This is a genomic window from Pseudomonas sp. WS 5059 (genome assembly GCF_012985525.1).
Classification (GTDB): domain Bacteria; phylum Pseudomonadota; class Gammaproteobacteria; order Pseudomonadales; family Pseudomonadaceae; genus Aquipseudomonas.
In genome coordinates this window covers 192,291-210,005 of the sequence record NZ_JAAQWO010000010.1, presented here as the reverse complement: position 1 = coordinate 210,005, position 17,715 = coordinate 192,291, and the positions used below count along the sequence as shown (strand labels likewise).

The window sequence follows — 17,715 nt, the reverse complement described above, 5'->3', positions numbered from 1 at the left end:
CTCCTACAGTTTTTTGTGTCGCCCCAAAATTCTGCGCCAGACGCCACTCAACTGTGGGAGCGGGCTTGCTCGCGAAGGCGGTGGTTCAGTCGGGTATGTATTGACTGACCCAGCGCTATCGCTGGCAAGCCAGCTCCTACAGTTTTTTGTGGCGCCCCAAAACTGCGCCCGACGCCACTCAACTGTGGGAGCGGGCTTGCCCGCGATAGCGGTTCAGTCGGCAAACACCATCTCTCGCGTCTCGCCCATCAAAAGCCCCTGGTTCTGCTCCGTCACCTCACGGATGTAATCCCACAACAACGTAATCCGTTTCAACTTGCGCAAATCCTCCCGGCAGTACATCCAGAACTGCCGCGTAATATTGATCTCCTCCCCCAACACCGGCAGCAGTCGCGAGTCCTGTGCGGCCAGGAAGCACGGCAAGATCGCCAGCGAACGCCCCTGCTGCGCCGCTACGTACTGCGCGATCACGCTGGTGCTGCGCAGGCTGGCGCTGGCGCCCGGGACGACATTGGCCAGGTACAGCAGCTCTGAGCTGAACGCCAGGTCATCCACATAGCTGATAAACGGATGGTCGGCCAGGTCGGCGGGGCGGCGGATGGGTGGGTGTTGGTCGAGGTAGTCCTGGGTCGCGTACAGCTGCAACTTGTAGTCGCACAGTTTGCAGCACACGTAGGGCCCGTGCTCCGGGCGCTCCAGGGCGATGACGATGTCGGCTTCGCGCTTGGACAGGCTGATGAAGTGGGGCAGGGGCAAGATATCCACCGAGATCGCCGGGTAGGTATCGACGAAGTGGCTCAGTTGCGGGGTGACGAAAAAGCTGCCGAAACCTTCGGTGCAACCCATGCGCACATGCCCCGACAGCGCCACGCCGGAGCCGGAGACTTGCTCGCAGGCCATGTGCAAGGTGCTTTCGATGGACTCGGCGTAACCCAGCAAACGCTGGCCTTCGTTGGTCAGGACGAAGCCGCTGGTCCGGGATTTCTCGAACAGCAGGGTGCCCAAAGAGCCTTCCAGCGAACTGATGCGCCGCGACACGGTGGTGTAGTCCACCGCCAGGCGCTTGGCGGCGACGCTGGCCTTGCGGGTGCGCGCCACTTCGAGGAAAAACTTCAGGTCATCCCAGTTCAGCGACCCTAAGGAGGTGATGTTTTTTTGCATGTTGGACCGGCTTTTATGTGGGTTCTTATTGGAAGTTTGCACATCTATACTCCAAAAATCGTCCGAACGCCTCATCCTCAAGGCGCTTCACGCCTTGGCTCTCTGCATAACTACAAGATCTGGAGACCACAATGAACGCATCGCTTACGTCTGCCGATACCACCGTGAAACAGGCCAAACTGTTGATCAACGGTGAATGGGTCGAGTCCAAGACCACCGAGTGGCAAGACATCGTCAACCCGGCGACCCAACAAGTCCTGGCCCGTGTGCCCTTCGCCACGGCCGATGAAGTCAACGCGGCCATCGACGCTGCCCATCGCGCCTTCCAGACCTGGAAGCTGACGCCGATCGGCGCGCGCATGCGCATCATGCTCAAGCTGCAGGCGCTGATCCGCGAGCATTCCAAGCGCATTGCCGTTGTCCTCAGTGCCGAGCAAGGCAAGACCATTGCCGATGCCGAGGGCGATATTTTCCGTGGCCTGGAAGTGGTCGAGCACGCCTGTTCCATCGGCACCCTGCAAATGGGCGAGTTCGCCGAGAACGTCGCCGGTGGCGTCGATACCTACACCCTGCGCCAACCCATCGGCGTCTGCGCTGGCATCACCCCGTTCAACTTCCCGGCGATGATCCCGCTGTGGATGTTCCCGATGGCCATCGCCTGCGGTAACACCTTCGTGCTCAAGCCTTCGGAACAGGATCCGCTGTCGACCCTGATGCTGGTGGAGCTGGCGCTGGAGGCTGGCGTGCCAGCGGGCGTGCTGAACGTGGTCCACGGTGGCAAGGATGTGGTGGATGCCCTGTGCACCCACAAAGATATCAAGGCCGTGTCCTTCGTTGGCTCGACCGCCGTTGGCACCCACGTCTACGACCTGGCGGGCAAGCACGGCAAGCGCGTGCAGTCGATGATGGGCGCGAAGAACCATGCGGTGGTGCTGCCCGATGCCAACCGTGAACAGACCCTCAACGCGCTGGTTGGCGCCGGTTTCGGCGCGGCCGGCCAGCGCTGCATGGCCACCTCGGTGGTGGTGCTGGTGGGCGCGGCCAAGCAGTGGCTGCCGGACCTCAAGGCCCTGGCGCTGAAGCTTAAAGTCAACGCCGGCAGCGAAGCCGGGACCGACGTGGGCCCGGTGATTTCCAAGCGCGCCAAGGCACGCATTCTCGACCTGATCGCAAGCGGTGTGAAAGAAGGCGCCAAGCTGGAGCTGGACGGCCGCGACATCCAGGTGCCGGGCTTCGAGCAAGGCAACTTCGTCGGCCCGACCCTGTTCTCGGGCGTGACCACCGACATGCAGATCTACACCCAGGAAATCTTCGGCCCGGTGCTGGTGGTGCTGGAAGTCGATACCCTCGACGAAGCCATCGCCCTGGTCAACGCCAACCCGTTTGGCAACGGCACCGGCCTGTTCACCCAGAGCGGTGCGGCGGCGCGCAAGTTCCAGAGCGAAATCGACGTCGGCCAGGTGGGCATCAACATCCCGATTCCAGTGCCAGTGCCGATCTTCAGCTTCACCGGTTCCCGTGGTTCGAAACTCGGCGACCTGGGCCCGTACGGCAAGCAAGTGGTGCAGTTCTACACCCAGACCAAAACCGTCACCAGCCGCTGGTTCGACGACGACAGCGTCAATGATGGCGTCAACACCACCATCAACCTGCGTTGATCAAGGAGACGACCATGAAGATTGCATTTATCGGCCTGGGCAACATGGGCGCCCCCATGGCCCGCAACCTGATCAAGGCTGGCCACGCGCTGAACCTGTTCGACCTGAACCAGACCGCGCTCAAGGAGCTGGCCGAATTGGGCGGCACCATCAGCGCCTCACCGCGCGCGGCAGCAGAAGGCGCCGAACTGGTGTTGACCATGCTGCCCGCTGCCGCCCATGTGCGCAGCGTCTGGCTGAATGAAGACGGCGTGCTCGCCGGCATCGGCAAAGGCGTGCCCGCGGTAGATTGCAGCACCATCGACCCGCAGACCGCGCGTGACGTGGCGGCTGCGGCAGCCAAGCACGGTGTGGCGATGGCTGATGCGCCGGTCTCTGGCGGCACGGGCGGGGCGCAGGCCGGGACGCTGACGTTTATGGTCGGCGCCACCCCGGAACTGTTCGCCACCCTGCAACCGGTGCTGGCGCAGATGGGCCGCAACATCGTGCATTGCGGTGAAGTCGGCACCGGGCAGATCGCCAAGATCTGCAACAACCTGCTGCTGGGGATCAGCATGGTCGGCGTCAGCGAGGCCATGGCCCTGGGCGATGCGCTGGGCATCGACACCCAGGTGCTGGCCGGCATCATCAACAGCTCCACCGGGCGTTGCTGGAGTTCGGACACCTACAACCCATGGCCGGGCGTGATCGAGACCGCGCCGTCGTCCCGGGGCTATACCGGTGGATTTGGCGCTGATCTGATGCTCAAGGACCTGGGCCTGGCGACCGAAGCAGCACGCCAGGCGCACCAGCCAGTGATCCTGGGGGCGGTCGCGCAGCAGTTGTATCAAGCGATGAGCCAGCGTGGGGAAGGGGGCAAGGACTTCTCGGCGATCATCAACAGCTATCGCAAGCCCCAATAGGGGATTTTCCGGGAGCCCGCGTCGGGTGGGCTCCCGGGTTTTTCGTGCTCAGGCAAACACGAAGTACTTACGCACTGTCTCGACCACTTCCCACGTGCCCTTCATGCCGGGCTCCACCACAAAGATATCCCCAGCGCGCAAATGGATCGGCTCCAGGCCGTCCGGGGTGATCACGCAGTAGCCTTCCTGGAAATGGCAGTATTCCCACTTCACGTATTCCACGTACCACTTGCCCGGGGTGCAGATCCAGGTGCCCATGATCTTGCTGCCGTCTTCGCTGGTGTAGGCGTTGAGGTTGACGGTGTGCGGGTCGCCCTCGAGTTTCTGCCATTTGCAGGCATCCAGGACCGGCAGGGGATGGGTATCGCGCAGTACGGTGATCGGCTGGGACATGATGGCTCCAAGGCAGGCAAGTGAAGCCCAACCCTATAGCCCCGGGCCGGATGCCAGTGGTCTGAACTCGACACTGGGATGCCCAGAAGCGCATTGGCATGCGATCTTAAAACCTACGCCGACCCTGTGGGAGCGGGCTTGCCCGCGATGGCGGTGTGTCAGGTGCCGCATTTTTCACTGGTCCACTGCCATCGCGGGCAAGCCCGCTCCCACATTTGATCTGGGGTGGCTGATGGATCCATTCACTAATCAGACATTTCTTCGCAGTAAGTACGAAAGAAATCAGCCTTTGCGCTGGAATTCGCAAGAATATTTACCGCTGGCCCTCGTATCATTCACTTTAGAAACAACCGAGAGCCTCGTATGAATCCAATAAAAACGTGGTGGGATATCAGCCCGCCCTTGAGCACCGCCACCCCGACCTGGCCGGGCGATACGCCCTTCCAGGAAGAACGCGTCTGGCAGTTCGGCCCCGAATGCCCGGTGAACGTCGGGCGCATCACCCTGTCGCCCCACACCGGCGCCCATGTCGATGCGCCGTTGCACTACAGCGCCGACGGTGCGCCCATCGGCGAAGTGTCGCTGGATGTTTACCTGGGCCCGTGCCGGGTCCTGTATTGCCTGGGCAGCGGCGCGCTGGTGCAGCCCGAGCAGTTGCAAGGTCGCCTGGATAACCTGCCGGAACGGGTGCTGCTGCGCACTTATCAACAGGCGCCGCTGACCACCTGGGATTCGAACTTCACCGCCGTCGCCCACGAAACCGTCGAGCTGCTGGCCAGCCTCGGCGTGCGCCTGATCGGCATCGACACGCCGTCCCTGGACCCGCAACAGTCCAAGACCATGGATGCCCACAACGCCGTCGCCCGGCATGGCATGGCGATTCTCGAAGGTATTGTGCTCGACGACGTGCCGGAGGGCGATTACGAGTTGATCGCGCTGCCGCTGCGTTTTGCCAACCTCGATGCCAGCCCGGTACGAGCAATCCTGCGCCCGCTCAAGGAGCCCACGCGATGAGCCAGTGTCCTTTTTCCCCTGATTACCAGCCGCCTGAAGAGTGGCATAACGCCGAGCTGAATTTTTCCGAGTCCATGAGCTACGGCGATTACCTGGACCTGGGCAAAGTGCTCACGGCCCAGCACCCGCTGTCGCCGGACCACAACGAGATGCTGTTCATCATCCAGCACCAGACCTCCGAGTTGTGGATGAAGCTGATGCTCCACGAACTCAAGGCCGCCCGTGAGCACGTGCGCCTGGGTGAGCTGGCGCCGGCGTTCAAGATGCTGGCGCGGGTGTCGCGGATTTTCGACCAACTGGTGCATGCCTGGGCCGTGCTGGCGACCATGACGCCATCGGAGTACAAGGCGATCCGCCCGTACCTGGGGCAGTCGTCGGGTTTCCAGTCGTTCCAGTACCGGGAAATCGAGTTCATCCTTGGCAATAAAAGCGCGGCGCTGTTGCGGCCCCACGCCCATCGCCCGGAGTTGCTCAAGGAGCTGCAAGTGGCGATTGCCACGCCGTCGCTGTATGACGAGGCGATCAACCTGATGATCAAGGCGGGCCTGGCGATTGACCCGCAGCGTGCGCAACGCGACCCGACGGCGCCCACGGTTCACGACGAATCCGTGGAGGCGGCATGGCGCGAGGTGTATCGCGATCCGAACCGTTACTGGGACTTGTATCAGTTGGCCGAGAAGTTTATCGACCTGGAAGACTCGTTCCGCCAATGGCGTTTCCGCCATGTGACCACGGTGGAGCGGATCATCGGCTTCCAGCCGGGCACCGGTGGCACTGAGGGCGTGGGGTACTTGCGCAAGATGCTCGATACGGTGCTGTTCCCCGAGCTGTGGCGGGTGCGCTCGACGCTCTGATTGAAACCCAACAAAAAGCCCCGGCACTCATTGAGTACCGGGGCTTTTTGTTGGCAATGCATTCCTATTGTGACCCTGTTCATGTGGGAGCCGGGCTTGCCCTAATGCCCGTCAGTCAAGCGCAGATCCCCTGTAGGAGCGGGCTTGCCCGCGATGCAGGCGGCGCGGTCATTCAGTTAGACCGAGTCGATGCCATCGCAGGCAAGCCAGCTCCTACACAGGTTATTGTGCGACGGCGACGGCCTTGGCCTTCTTCGAACGCAGCCAGTACGCCGCAAAGAGAATCCCCACCCACACCGGCATCGCATACACCGAGGGGCGCATGTCCGGGATGGCCAGCATTACGCCAACGATCACCAGCATGAACGCCAGGCACAGGTAGTTGCTGAACGGGAACCAGAAGGTCTTGAACGACGGCACCACGCCTTGCTCGCCCATGGCCTTGCGGAACTTGATGTGCGTCAGGCTGATCAGCGCCCAGTTGATCATCAGCGAAGCAACCACCAGGGCAAACAACAGTACCAGTGCATCCTTGGGTGCCACGTAGTTGATCACCACGCACAGCAACGTCACCAAGGCCGAAATGCCCAGGGCGCGCAACGGTACGCCTTGTTTGTTGAGCTTCATCAGCGCCTTGGGCGCGTCGCCTTGCTCGGCCAGGCCGAACAGCATGCGGCTGTTGCAGTACACGCCGCTGTTGTACACCGACAGTGCGGCGGTCAGCACCACGAAGTTGAGGATGTGCGCGGCGGTGTCGTTACCGATCAACGAGAAGATCTGCACGAACGGGCTGGCGCTGTAGGCATCGCCGGACGCGCCGAGGGTTTGCAGCAGTTGATCCCATGGGTACAACGACAGCAGCACGGTCAGGGCGCCGACGTAGAAAATCAGGATCCGGTACACCACCTGGTTGATCGCCTTGGGGATCACCTTGCGCGGCTCGCTGGCTTCGGCAGCCGTAATACCCACCAGCTCCAGGCCGCCGAACGAGAACATGATGAACGCCATCGCCATCAGCAGGCCCATGCCGCCGTTGGGGAAGAAGCCGCCGTGGTCCCACAGGTTGCTGATCGAGGCCTGCGGGCCGCCGGTACCGCTGAACAGCAGGTAGCAGCCGAGCACGATCATGCCGATGATCGCCACTACCTTGATGATCGCGAACCAGAACTCGGTCTCACCGAAGAACTTCACGTTCAGGGTGTTGATCAGGTTCACGGCGATAAAGAACACCACCGCGCTGACCCAGGTCGGTATTTCCGGCCACCAGAACTGGATGTACTTGCCCACCGCCGTTAATTCGGCCATGCCCACCAGCACATACAGCACCCAGTAGTTCCAGCCGGCGAGGAAGCCTGCATAGCCGCCCCAGTACTTGTGGGCGAAGTGGCTGAAGGAGCCGGCGACCGGTTCCTCGACGATCATCTCGCCCAGCTGGCGCATGATCAGGAACGCGATAAACCCGGCTATCGCATAGCCCAGGATCATCGACGGCCCCGCCGACTTCAGCACCCCGGCCGAACCGAGGAACAAGCCCGTACCAATCGCCCCGCCCAGGGCAATCAGCTGAATATGCCGGTTTTTCAGGCCACGCTTGAGGCCCACCGGGTTAACCATGTCATCCGCCATTAACATTCCCTTCTACTTGTTTTTTTCAGGGTTGATCCTGCACGCCAGACCCGCCCCTCACTGCTGAGGGGTCAGATATTACTCTCGGTAAACTTTTCGTAATACAGCTGAACGCCATCAAGTGCCTGTTCTTGCAGCCACTTCTTGATCGATTCGACCATTGGAGGGGGGCCGCAGACGTACATATCGGCCGATCTATCCCGCAATTCGGCCAGGTCGAAATGCTCGGTCAAATAGCCGCGCTTGCCAGGCCACTGCGGCGATGGGTCGCTGAGCACTTCGGTGTAGCGAAAACCGCGCAAGGTTTGGGCATACGCCTTGATGCGCTCTGCCTCGCACAAATCCTCGGCTCCGCGCACCCCGTAATACAGGTGCACCGGTTGCTCGCAGCCGCGCTCGGCTAATTCATCGAGCATCCCCAAGAGTGCCGACAACCCGGTGCCGCCGGCCACCAGCACCAGTGGCTGGGTGACGTGCCGCAGATAAAACGCACCCAGCGGTGCTTCCAGGGTGATTTCATCGCCGACCTGGCAGCGCTCGCGTATGTAATTGCTCATCACCCCGTCCGGCAGCAAGCGGATCAAAAACTGCAAGCGGTTGCCCGAGCGGTTGGCGAAGGAGTAGGAGCGCTGGTACTCGGTGCCGGGGATCGACAGGCGCGCATATTGCCCCGGCAGAAAGTCCAGGGCCTGCTCCAGTTGCACCGCCAGAATCGCGGTGCTGGCCGACACCTGTTGCACCTCGCAGACCCTGGCGCTGACCTGCACCGGCCCTGGCGCATTGCACAGGCTCGAATCGAAATCGAAGTAAAACGCCGCATCCGATTGGACTCGGGTCTGGCAACTGAGCATCTTGCGCTGTTGCAGGTCGAGGCTGGACAAGGCCTCGTCATCCACATAGTCCTGGCTGTAGTCGCCGGACTCGCAACGCCCCTGGCAGGTGCCGCACACGCCTTCGCGGCAATCGAGGGGGATCTTGATGCCACTGCGCAATGCTGCATCCAGCAGGATTTCGTTGCTGCCCACCGCAAAGAATAAGGTCTTGCCATCGGCAAAACTGAAGGCCACTTTGTGATTCATCCACCGTTCTCCATGGATTGGGTAATACCTGTAGGAGCGAGCTTGCTCGCGAAAAACGTTAACGATGGCGCGGGCATCCTGAATGCACGCGCAGCCCTTGGTTTTTTCGCGAGCAAGCTCGCTCCTACAGTTGCAGGGAGGGCGTCAACGTCAGAGGTGGTAGAAATCCAGCACCGAGTTGATCGTGTCATTGAGCAGCAGCGCATGCTTGCGCGTGATCAGCCAGCTGTCGCCGTGGGGCTTGAGGGTGTAGGTGGCGTGGCCATAGAACTGCTCCGACATCGCCAGCCGATAAAACAGCGTGTGCCAGTTCAACCGCACCTGCAGGCAGCCATCAGCCTGCTCGGCGATCCGCACGTTATTGATCAGGTGCAAGGTGCGCGGCATCGGCGTGGCGGACGCGGCCTTGCCGGTGCGCAGGCGGAACACCCGGTCTTCCAGGCCCGAACGGTTGGCGTAGTAGATCAGCGACATCTCGCGCTTGGGATCGCGGGTGTAGACGTGCTCCGAGTCCCACTGCGGCAGGTGGAACTCACTCTGCGGGTCGAACAACTGCACGTAGGCGTCCCAGTCCTGGGCGTCGCACAGCTCGGATTTGCGGTAGAAAAACTGCTCGATCTGATACTGCAATTGCGCGCTCATCATTTCACCTCGTGCAGTTTCAACGATTGTGCGTCCAGACCGTCCAGCAGGAAGGTCTGCCAGTTGCGGTGCTGGTTGACGTACAGCCCTTCGTGGGTGAATTCGGTGCCGGTCATGGCCGGTTGGATGCCGATGGCCTCGCTGTTGGGCGTCGGCCCGGTTTCCCAGCGATGGCTGCCCCGGGAGATATCGCTCCAGCGTTCCAGGCGGCCCTGGAAGCCGCGCTGGGCTTCGCGAAATTCCACCAGGTCATCCGGGGTGCCCATACCGGAGACGTTGAAGAAGTCTTCAAACTGGCGGATGCGGTTTTCGCGGTCGGCGTCGGACTCGTGCTTGACCCCCAGGCACTGGCTGATGATCTCGGTCTTGTTCCACGCCACCGGGCGGATGATGCGCAGTTGCGAGCTGATCTGGTCGAGAAAGAACAGGCTCGGGTAGACGTTCAGGTTGCGCAGGCGGTGCATCATCCACTCGGCCTTTTGCTGGCCGTGTTCTGCCACCAGGCGCGGCATGATGGTGGCGTAGCCGGAGCGCACGCTGGGGTTGGGCATGTCGCTGAACAACACGCTGTGGCCGTTGTTGAAGGCAAACCAGCCGTCATCGGTATTGGCATCGCCGGCGCCGAGTTTGCTGTAGTCCAGGGTGCTGCCGCAGGCGCTGCCGTTCTCTGTGTTGACCTGCTGGCGATGCTGCACCGTGGCCACGTAGTTATAGTGCACGGTGCTGACGTGGTAGCCGTCCAGGCCGTTTTCGTTCTGCAGCTTCCAGTTGCCGTCGTAGGTGTAGGCCGACTTGCCGGGCAGCACTTCCAGCTCACCGGTGGCGGACTGCGCGACCATCATGTCGAAGAACACTTTGGAATCGCCAAGGAAGTCTTGCAGGCTGTCGGTGCCAGTCACGTCGAGGCTGATAAACACAAAGCCCTTGTAGCTCTCGATGCGCGCCTTCTTCAGGCCGCGGGTGGCCTTGTCGAAACCCTCCGGGTATTCCCCCGGCGCCTTGACCTTCACCAGGCGCCCGTCGCTCTTGTAGCACCAGGCGTGGAACGGGCAGGTGAAGGTCGACTGGTTGCCCTTGCCGACACGGGTCAGGGTGGTGCCGCGGTGCTGGCAGGCGTTGATCAGGGCGTTGAGCTGGCCTTCGCCGTCGCGGGTGATGATCATCGGCTGGCGCCCGGCGCGCATGGTTACGAAGTCGTGGTTATTGGCCAGTTCGCTTTCGTGGCAGGCGTAGATCCAGTTCTTTTCGAAGATCAGTTCCATCTCCAGGTCGAACAGCTCGGGCTCGGTGAACATGTCCCGGGCGATGCGAAACACACCCTCGGCCGGACGAAAATCCAGGCAGCTTTCGATAAACGTTTTCCACTGCTCGACGCTTCTTGCACCACTCATGGGAGGCACCTTTTATTGGGTAGCTAATCGGTGGTTCATTAGAGGCGGGCAGGGGGGCGGCCAGCTATCCGCTTAATGGGGGAAGATGGGCCGCATAGTTGGGGAGCAAGTACCCACTCAGGTGCAACGGCGCCGGGGAATGCGCTACTGTCTGGCCAGGCAATTGTCGCAAAAGCCGGCTTCTTATCCACATAGTCGACGCTCGCTATCCACCCAGTGGACAAGTGCCCGACGTGGCGCAGAACTTGCCTTGATCCACCGGACGCGCCGTCAGAGCGCGCTGGCCACAACCGCCGTGAGTGCACCCTGATGAGTAGCCATACACGCGATATCCGTATTGAACGTTTCGACCTTGAAGGCGCCCGCAGCTGGATGTCCGGCATCTGCGGGCCCCATCGGCTGGAAACCGCCACCCCGGAGCGCCTGCGCTTCCACCACAGTGCCAATGTGTTCAAGTCCCGCGCCACCACGCTTGGGGTGATCGAGTACGGCACTGACGTGACCATCGATATCGAAGACGCCGAGCACTTTCGCAGCTACAGCCTGAGCCTGCCGCTGGTGGGCGAGCAGGAGTTGAGCAAGGGGGGCCAGCGCCTGAGCTCCAACCGCGACCAGGGTGTGATCATCTCGCCCAATGAACACCAGGTGCTGGCGATCTCCGGCGACTGCCGCAAGCTGCAAGTGGTGATCACCCGCGCGGCGATGAGCGAAACCCTGGAGGGCCTGTTGCAGCGCCCGATTGATGCGCCGCTGCGCTTTGAGTCGGTGATGGATGCGGTGCAGGGTGCGCCGGCGGCGTGGTGGCGCATGGCGCGGCACTTTATCGCTGAGCTGGAGCACAGCAGCGAGCTATACGACCAGGCCGCGTTTACCCGCGACCTGGAAAGCTCGCTGATCAAGGGCCTGATCCTGGCCCAGCCGAACAACTACTCCGAAGAGCTGCGCGACGTGCTGGGGGTCAAGCTGCCTCACTACCTGGTCCGCGCTCGCCAATACATCCACGACAACGCCCGCGAAGCGCTGCACCTGGAAGACCTGGAGGCGGCCACCGGGGTGTCGCGGTTCAAGCTGTTCGATGCGTTTCGCAAATACTTCGCGCTGTCGCCCATGGCCTACTTGAAGAAGTACCGCCTGAGCGCGGTGCGCCAGGAAATTCTCGAGCATGGCGCCACCCGCACCATCTCCGAAATCGCCCTGGGCTGGGGCTTTACCCACCTGGGAAGATTCTCGGCGGAGTACCGCAAGCTGTTCGACGAATCCCCCAGCCAGACGCTGCAGCGTAACGACGCCCGACGCATGCGCGGTGCCTGAACACACAGCGGATCAAAATGTAGGAGCTGGCTTGCCTGCGATAGCGGTGGGTCAGCCACTGCATGTACTGACTGCCCCACCGCTATCGCAGGCAAGCCAGCTCCCACAGGGTATTAGTGGTGGCTGGGCTGTTTCAGATCAGCTCTTCCACCAATTGCAGGCAATGACCCAGCCCCGGCGACTGATCATTGATCCGCCGGCTGAGAATGATCGGCGAAGTCGCCGTGGCCTCGACAATTGGCGTATAGCCGATATCCGCCCGGTGCAGCATCTGCACCGACGCCGGCACCAGCGTCACCCCCATGCCCGCCCCGACCAGGCCAATGGCGGTCTGCAACTCGTTGGTCCATTGCGCGACCTTGATCGCCAGGCCGTGGGTGTCGAACAGTGCGATCACATGGTCGGCGTAGCTGGGGCGTGGGTTGCCGGGGTAGAGCACCAACGGCTCGGCGGCCAGTTGCGCGAGGGTCACCGGCGCGCCCAGCAGCGCATGCCCGGCCGGCAACACCGCCACCAGCCGATCCTCGACCAACACGCGCTGGACGATGGCCGGGTCATCAATGCGAATCCGCCCGAAGCCCACGTCGATACGCCCGGCCTTGAGCGCTTCGACCTGTTGCAGGGTGGTCATCTCCGACAGCCCCAGCTCCAGTTCCAGCGCGTCATGGCTGCGCAGGCGGCGAATCAGCTCCGGCAACACGCCGTACAGGGTCGAGGGGGCAAAACCGATGCCCAGCCAGGTCTTCTGCCCCAGGCCGATGCGCCGGGTGTTGTCGCAGGTCTTGGCCAATTGCTCCAGCAGCACATTGGCGTGCTCATAGAAGTACCGCCCGGCTTCGGTCAGCCGCAGCGGGCGGCCACGCTCCAGCAGGACCACGCCCAGTTCGTCTTCCAATTGCTGGATCTGCCGGCTCAACGGCGGCTGGGCGATGTGCAGGCGTTCGGCGGCGCGGGTGAAGTTCAGGGTTTCCCCCAGCACCTGGAAGTAACGCAGGTGGCGCAGTTCCATACGGGTTCCTCTCATACCTTAAGGGTATTGTTCGAGACCAATTCTATATTGGAAGCCAGCAACAATGGGCGACAGAATCGGGCAAGACCTATAAAGAACCCAACGGGTATTGCCATGCCGATTTGCGCCATCGAGTCGATCGAGACCATCATCGTCGATCTCCCCACCATCCGCCCGCACAAGCTGGCGATGCACACCATGCAAAACCAGACCCTGGTGATTATCCGCGTGCGGTGCGCCGACGGCATCGAAGGGATCGGCGAGTCCACCACCATCGGTGGCCTGAGCTACGGCAACGAAAGCCCCGACAGCATCAAGGTCAATATCGACCAACACTTCGCGCCGCTGTTGATCGGCCAGGATGCCAGCAACATCAACGCCGCCATGTTGCGCCTGGAGCGCAGCATCCGTGGCAACACCTTTGCCAAGTCCGGCATCGAAAGCGCCTTGCTCGATGCCCTTGGCAAGCGCCTGAGCCTGCCGGTCAGCGAGCTGCTCGGCGGCCGCGTGCGCGATGCCCTGCCGGTGGCCTGGACGTTGGCCAGCGGCAATACGCAAAAAGACATCGACGAAGCCGAAAAAATGCTCGACCTGCGCCGCCACCGCATCTTCAAGTTGAAGATCGGCGCCGGTGAAGTCAGCCAGGACCTGGCCCATGTGGTCGCGATCAAAAAAGCTCTGGGCGAGCGCGCCAGCGTGCGCGTCGACGTCAACCAGGCCTGGGACGAAGCCGTGGCCCTGCGCGCCTGCAAGGTGCTGGGCGATAACGGTATCGACCTGATCGAACAGCCCATCTCGCGCAATAACCGTGGAGGCATGGCCCGGCTCAACCTCTCTAGCCCGGCGCCGATCATGGCCGACGAGTCCATTGAATGTGTCGAAGATGCCTTCAACCTGGCCCGCGAAGGCGCGGCCTCGGTGTTCGCCCTGAAGATCGCGAAAAACGGCGGCCCGCGCGCCGTACTGCGCACGGCGGCGATTGCCGAGGCGGCGGGTATCGGCCTGTATGGCGGCACTATGCTTGAAGGCGGTATTGGCACCCTGGCCTCGGCCCACGCGTTTCTCACCCTCAATAAACTGGCGTGGGACACCGAGCTGTTCGGGCCACTGCTGCTGACCGAGGACATCCTCAGCGAGCCGTTGGTGTATCGCGATTTCCACCTGCATGTCTCGACCGCCCCGGGCCTGGGCCTGGCCATCGATGAGGAACGCCTGGCGTTCTTCCGTCGCGACAAACATTAAGAGGACGCCTGCGATGTTGTTTCACGTAAAAATGACCGTAAACCTGCCCGTGGACATGAACCCCGAGCGTGCGGCGGCCCTCAAGGCCGACGAAAAAGCCCTGGCCCAACGCCTGCAAGCGCAGGGCAAATGGCGCCACCTGTGGCGCATCGCCGGGCTGTACGCCAACTACAGCGTGTTCGATGTCGACAGCGTGCAGGAACTGCATGACCTGCTGATGCAACTGCCGCTCTATCCCTACATGGCTATTGAAGTGAATGCCCTGTGCCGGCATCCGTCGTCGATCCATGAGGATGATCGCTGAGTCTGTCTAGCCACCTAATAATTACAAGATGAGGATTGCACCATGTCCATTCGACTGTCCCAGACTGCCCACGCCCAACGCTTCCTCGAAGAAGCCAGCGGCAACCTCAATGACGCCGGCAACCCACGGGCCAAGGCGCTGATCTACCGGATCCTGCGCGATACGGTAAATATCATCGAAGACCTGGAAGTGACCCCGCAAGAGTTCTGGAAGGCGGTCAACTACCTCAACGAACTGGGCAAGAACCAGGAAGCCGGGCTGCTGGCCGCGGGCCTGGGCCTGGAGCATTACCTGGACCTGTTGATGGACGCCGCCGACGAGCAAGCCGGCAAATCCGGCGGCACCCCGCGCACCATCGAAGGGCCGCTGTACGTGGCGGGTGCGCCGCTGTCCAAATACGAAGCGCGGCTGGACGATGGCCTGGATGCGGCCGTGCCGCTGTTTATGCGCGGGCAAGTGCGCGATATCAACGGCAAGCCGTTGGCCGGGGCGATTGTGGATGTGTGGCAGGCCAACACCGGCGGTACTTACTCCTGGTTCGACCCATCGCAATCGGAATTCAACCTGCGTCGCCGGATCGAGACCGATGCCCAGGGCAATTATCGTTTCCGCAGCATCGTGCCGTCTGGCTACGGCTGCCCACCGACCGGCCCGACCCAGCAGTTGCTCGATCAACTGGGGCGCCACGGCCAGCGGCCGGCGCATATCCACTTCTTCATCTCGGCACCGGGGCATCGGCACCTGACCACGCAGATCAACCTGTCGGATGATCCGTATCTGCATGATGACTTTGCCTACGCGACCCGGGATGAGCTGATTGCCGAGATTCGCTTCAGCGAAGACCCGCAGCTGGCGCGGGAGTTTGGCGTGGAGGGCAAGTTTGCGCAGATTGATTTCGACTTCGAGTTGCAGCCGGCGGCCGCGCCCGTAGAGCAAACACGCATGCAACGCGTACGCGCCCTCGAAGACTGAATGCAGTAAACAATGTGGGAGCAGGCTTTTGTGGGAGCTGGCTTGCCTGCGATGGTGTCGCCTCGGTATTGCAGATAAACCGAGGTGTCTGTATCGCGGGCAAGCCCGGCTCCCACAAAAGCTAGCTCCCACAGGTGATCAGCGGTGTGTTGGTTATTTGCGTACAACCAGGTCCAGCACCTCATCCCGGTCCTTGATCTTCTGCAACACGATCTCCGAGCGGATATCCATCACCCCCGCCGTGCGGTTCAGGTGGTTCACGATAAAGTCCGAGAAGTGCTTGAGGTTGCGCGCCTGCACCCGCAGCACATAGTTACTGGCGCCGGTGATCACATAGGCACTGGCCACTTCCGGCCAGCCTTGGACCTTCTTGATAAACGTCTCGTGCCAGTCCTCCACATCCTGGCGTAACGACAGGTGGACGATGGCTTCCAACTCGATCCCCAGCTGCTCGGCATTGAGCACCGCGCGATAACCGCTGATCACCCCCTCACTTTCCAGCAGGCGCAAGCGGCGCAGGCAGGCGGACGGCGACAGGGCGACTTTCTCCGCCAGTTCCTGGTTGCTGATACGGCCATCCTGTTGCAGGAAATGCAGGAGGCGCAGGTCGGTGGCGTCGAGAATCATGCTTAGAATTAATCCGCGTATTTGGAGGTTAAATTCGAATTTCCTACAGCTTATTAAGCCAGTTGTAGCGCACTTTGCACGAAAATTCTGCAAATCTTCGTTCATTATTTGGTCCATCGTCACCTATAAAAACAGGACTTTTCATGACCAGCCGAAATCATTGCCAGACCCTCGACACCCAAGACCCGCTGGCGCCACTGCGCCACCAATTTGCGCTGCCGGAAGGGGTGATCTACCTCGATGGCAACTCACTCGGCGCACGCCCGGTGGCGGCGCTTGCGCGGGCACAAGCGGTGATTGCCGAGGAGTGGGGCAATGGTTTGATCCGCAGCTGGAACAGTGCCGGCTGGGCCGACCTGTCCCAGCGCCTGGGGAACCGCCTGGCGCCGCTGATCGGCGCGGGCGAGGCCGAAGTGGTGATTACCGATACCACTTCAATCAACCTGTTCAAGGTGCTCAGCGCCGCCTTGAGCGTGCAGCGCCAACGCCAGCCGCAGCGCAAGGTGATTGTCAGCGAAGCAAGCAACTTCCCCACTGACCTGTACATTGCCGAAGGCCTGGCGGCACTGCTGCAACAGGGCTACAGCCTGCGCCTGGTGAACAGCCCGGACGAACTGCCGGCGGCCATCGACCACGACACCGCCGTGGTGATGATCACCCACGTCAACTACAAGACCGGCTACATGCACGACATGCAGGCGCTGACCGCCCTGAGCCACGAGTGCGGCGCGCTGGCGATCTGGGACCTGGCGCACTCGGCGGGCGCGGTGCCGATTGACCTGCACCAGGCCGGCGCCGACTACGCCATTGGTTGCACCTACAAATACCTCAACGGCGGCCCGGGTTCCCAGGCGTTTGTCTGGGTCAACCCGGCGCTGGTCGAGTTGGTGACGCAGCCGTTGTCGGGCTGGTTCGGCCATAGCCGCCAGTTCGCCATGGAGTCCAACTACGTGGCCGGCAAAGGCATTACCCGCTACCTGTGCGGCACCCAGCCGATCACCTCGCTGGCGATGGTCGAGTGCGGCCTGGATATCTTCGCCCAGACCGACATGGCCAGCCTGCGCCGCAAATCCCTGGCACTGACCGACCTGTTTATCGAATTGGTGCAAAGCCGCTGCGCGGCCCATGACCTGACGTTGATCACCCCGCTCGAGCACGCCAGGCGCGGCAGTCATGTGAGCTTTGAACACCCTGAAGGCTACGCCATCGTCCAGGCCCTGATCGCCCGTGGGGTGATCGGTGACTACCGTGAGCCGAAGATCATGCGCTTTGGTTTTACCCCGCTGTACACCAGCTTTACCGAGGTGTGGGATGCGGTAGAAATCCTTGGCGAAATCCTCGATGAAAAAACCTGGGACCAGCCACAATTCAAGGTGCGCCACAGCGTCACCTGAAAACACCACAAAACCCTTGTAGGAGCTGGCTTGCCAGCGATGAAATCGCCTCGGTCCGACTGACTACCGAGGTGTCTGCATCGCAGGCAAGCCAGCTCCCACAGCCAGCTCCCACAGGTGCTTGGCCAGCAGTAAC

General features: G+C 61.8%; 17 protein-coding genes. 9 read left to right on the top strand and 8 right to left on the bottom strand.

Annotated features, from left to right (window positions below):
• Positions 1 to 213: 213 nt before the first annotated feature.
• On the bottom strand, positions 214 to 1,161 hold the full coding sequence (locus HBO12_RS26145) for a LysR family transcriptional regulator (RefSeq protein ID WP_170043673.1): 948 nt from the start codon (positions 1,159 to 1,161) through the stop codon (positions 214 to 216).
• A 131-nt stretch (positions 1,162 to 1,292) separates the two neighbouring features.
• Between HBO12_RS26145 and HBO12_RS26140 the strand changes: the two genes are divergently transcribed.
• Entirely contained in the window at positions 1,293 to 2,819 is a 1,527-nt protein-coding gene (locus HBO12_RS26140; RefSeq protein WP_170043672.1) for a CoA-acylating methylmalonate-semialdehyde dehydrogenase, read from the top strand.
• A gap of 14 nt (positions 2,820 to 2,833) precedes the next feature.
• On the top strand, positions 2,834 to 3,721 hold the full coding sequence (gene mmsB, locus HBO12_RS26135; protein WP_169955139.1) for a 3-hydroxyisobutyrate dehydrogenase: 888 nt from the start codon (positions 2,834 to 2,836) through the stop codon (positions 3,719 to 3,721).
• Between the two features lie 48 nt (positions 3,722 to 3,769).
• Here mmsB and HBO12_RS26130 read toward each other — a convergent pair whose 3' ends face one another.
• Entirely contained in the window at positions 3,770 to 4,114 is a 345-nt protein-coding gene (locus HBO12_RS26130) for a cupin domain-containing protein (protein ID WP_076962673.1), read from the bottom strand.
• Between the two features lie 363 nt (positions 4,115 to 4,477).
• Between HBO12_RS26130 and kynB the strand changes: the two genes are divergently transcribed.
• Both kynB and kynA read left to right on the top strand, forming a co-directional pair.
• Positions 4,478 to 5,128 carry an arylformamidase gene (kynB, locus tag HBO12_RS26125; protein ID WP_169955138.1) on the top strand — a complete coding sequence of 217 codons (651 nt, stop codon included), beginning with the start codon at positions 4,478 to 4,480 and terminating at the stop codon, positions 5,126 to 5,128.
• Entirely contained in the window at positions 5,125 to 5,982 is an 858-nt protein-coding gene (kynA, locus tag HBO12_RS26120; protein ID WP_032862811.1) for a tryptophan 2,3-dioxygenase, read from the top strand. Before kynB ends, kynA begins: the two co-directional genes overlap by 4 nt.
• 222 nt (positions 5,983 to 6,204) lie before the next feature.
• Here the strand turns inward: kynA and HBO12_RS26115 are convergent, their stop codons facing one another.
• From HBO12_RS26115 to antA, 4 genes are all read right to left on the bottom strand, one after another.
• Entirely contained in the window at positions 6,205 to 7,608 is a 1,404-nt protein-coding gene (locus tag HBO12_RS26115; RefSeq protein ID WP_169955137.1) for an amino acid permease, read from the bottom strand.
• Between the two features lie 71 nt (positions 7,609 to 7,679).
• Positions 7,680 to 8,687 (bottom strand): anthranilate 1,2-dioxygenase electron transfer component AntC, encoded by a 1,008-nt coding sequence (antC, locus tag HBO12_RS26110; RefSeq protein ID WP_170043671.1) that lies wholly within the window; start codon positions 8,685 to 8,687, stop codon positions 7,680 to 7,682.
• A gap of 150 nt (positions 8,688 to 8,837) precedes the next feature.
• A complete protein-coding gene (gene antB / locus HBO12_RS26105) occupies positions 8,838 to 9,329 on the bottom strand; it encodes an anthranilate 1,2-dioxygenase small subunit (RefSeq protein WP_169955136.1) in 492 nt (163 codons plus the stop codon).
• Positions 9,329 to 10,720, bottom strand: a complete 1,392-nt coding sequence (gene antA / locus HBO12_RS26100; protein ID WP_169955135.1) for an anthranilate 1,2-dioxygenase large subunit — start codon at positions 10,718 to 10,720, stop codon at positions 9,329 to 9,331. Before antA ends, antB begins: the two co-directional genes overlap by 1 nt.
• A gap of 309 nt (positions 10,721 to 11,029) precedes the next feature.
• Between antA and HBO12_RS26095 the strand changes: the two genes are divergently transcribed.
• Entirely contained in the window at positions 11,030 to 12,031 is a 1,002-nt protein-coding gene (locus HBO12_RS26095) for an AraC family transcriptional regulator (RefSeq protein WP_169955134.1), read from the top strand.
• A 133-nt stretch (positions 12,032 to 12,164) separates the two neighbouring features.
• Here the strand turns inward: HBO12_RS26095 and HBO12_RS26090 are convergent, their stop codons facing one another.
• Positions 12,165 to 13,040 carry a LysR family transcriptional regulator gene (locus HBO12_RS26090; RefSeq protein WP_170043670.1) on the bottom strand — a complete coding sequence of 292 codons (876 nt, stop codon included), beginning with the start codon at positions 13,038 to 13,040 and terminating at the stop codon, positions 12,165 to 12,167.
• A gap of 114 nt (positions 13,041 to 13,154) precedes the next feature.
• On the opposite strand from HBO12_RS26090, the gene HBO12_RS26085 reads away from it, so the two are divergent.
• The 3 genes from HBO12_RS26085 to catA are packed head-to-tail and all read left to right on the top strand — an operon-like array spanning position 13,155 to position 15,558.
• A complete protein-coding gene (locus HBO12_RS26085) occupies positions 13,155 to 14,282 on the top strand; it encodes a muconate cycloisomerase family protein (RefSeq protein WP_170043669.1) in 1,128 nt (375 codons plus the stop codon).
• A 13-nt stretch (positions 14,283 to 14,295) separates the two neighbouring features.
• A complete protein-coding gene (catC, locus tag HBO12_RS26080; protein WP_029299901.1) occupies positions 14,296 to 14,586 on the top strand; it encodes a muconolactone Delta-isomerase in 291 nt (96 codons plus the stop codon).
• 42 nt (positions 14,587 to 14,628) lie between these two features.
• Positions 14,629 to 15,558: a catechol 1,2-dioxygenase gene (gene catA, locus HBO12_RS26075; RefSeq protein WP_169955131.1), complete on the top strand. Its 930-nt coding sequence runs from the start codon at positions 14,629 to 14,631 to the stop codon at positions 15,556 to 15,558.
• A 153-nt stretch (positions 15,559 to 15,711) separates the two neighbouring features.
• On the opposite strand, the gene HBO12_RS26070 is transcribed toward catA, so the two are convergent.
• Positions 15,712 to 16,185, bottom strand: a complete 474-nt coding sequence (locus HBO12_RS26070) for an Lrp/AsnC family transcriptional regulator (protein ID WP_017531067.1) — start codon at positions 16,183 to 16,185, stop codon at positions 15,712 to 15,714.
• Positions 16,186 to 16,328: 143 nt separating this feature from the next.
• On the opposite strand from HBO12_RS26070, the gene kynU reads away from it, so the two are divergent.
• Entirely contained in the window at positions 16,329 to 17,579 is a 1,251-nt protein-coding gene (gene kynU, locus HBO12_RS26065) for a kynureninase (RefSeq protein ID WP_170043668.1), read from the top strand.
• Positions 17,580 to 17,715: the final 136 nt, after the last annotated feature.